Origin of the sequence: Amycolatopsis sp. SID8362 (assembly GCF_010550475.1) — a bacterium.
Classification (GTDB): domain Bacteria; phylum Actinomycetota; class Actinomycetes; order Mycobacteriales; family Pseudonocardiaceae; genus Amycolatopsis; species Amycolatopsis eburnea.
Genome location: NZ_JAAGNB010001337.1, coordinates 1 through 1100, shown reverse-complemented (window position 1 = coordinate 1100; position 1100 = coordinate 1). Strand labels below are relative to the sequence as shown.

The window sequence follows — 1100 nt, the reverse complement described above, 5'->3', positions numbered from 1 at the left end:
GCGGGCAGCGCCTGCATGAGCGCGCCACGCGCGGCGACCAGCCGGGCGGCGTCGGCCAGCGAGAACACCCCGGCGACGTGCGCGGCGGCCAGCTCGCCGACCGAGTGCCCGGCGACGAAGCCCGGCCGCACCCCCGCGGCCTCGAACAGCCGGAACAGCGCCACTTCGAAGGCGAACAGCGCGGCTTGGGTGTAGCCGGTCCGGTCGACGTCGTCGTCGAGGACGACGCCGGCCAAGGGCCGGTCGAGCAGGCCGTCGAAGGCCCCGCAGGTCTCGGCGAAGGCCGCCGCGAACGCCGGGAAGGCTTCGGCCAGCTCCCGGCCCATCCCGGCCCGCTGGCTGCCCTGCCCGCTGAACAGGAACGCGAGCGCTCCCCGCTCCGAAACCCGGCCGCGGACGATCTCGTGGGCGCTGCCACCGCCGGAAAGAGTGCGCAGCCCGTTCAGGAGCGCCGCGCGGTCACGGCCGACGACGACGGCCCGGTGTTCGTGGTGCCTGCGGGTGGTGGCCAGGGAGAACGCGGTGTCGACGACGTCCACTTCGGACATTTCCCGGACCCGGGACGCTTGGTCCCGCAGCGCTTCCGGCGTGCGGGCGGAGAGCAGGAACGGCAACGCGTGCGGGACGTCCGGGGCCGTGTTCTCCCGCGCGGGCGGCTCCTGCACGACGAGGTGGCAGTTGGTCCCACCCATGCCGAACGACGACACCCCGGCCACGAGCGGGCGACCGGGCTCGGGCCAGTCCGACAACGACGTCTGGACCCGCAAACCCAGTTCCGCCAGCGGGATCGCCGACGTCTCGAACCCCGGCGTCGGCGGCAGTTCCCGGTGCCGTAGCGCGAGGACCACCTTGACCAGCCCGGTGATCCCGGCCGCGGCTTCGGTGTGGCCGACGTTCGCCTTCGCGGACCCGACGGCAAGCGGCGCGTCCGGGCGGCCGAGGACCCGGCCCAGCGCGGCGGCCTCGACGGGGTCGCCCGCCTTGGTGCCGGTGCCGTGCAGCTCGACGTACTGGACCGCCCGCGGGTCGAGGCCTTCGTAGGCCCGACGCAGGACTTCGGCCTGCCCGTCGGCGTCCGGCGCGGTGAGGCCGGCGCCGCC

General features: G+C 75.3%; 1 protein-coding gene. It reads right to left on the bottom strand.

Translation table 11 applies throughout. The features are described 5' to 3' along the window. Nucleotides 1–1100: acyltransferase domain-containing protein (locus G3I65_RS41180; protein WP_160700884.1), on the bottom strand; the 1100-nt coding region annotated here is incomplete at both ends.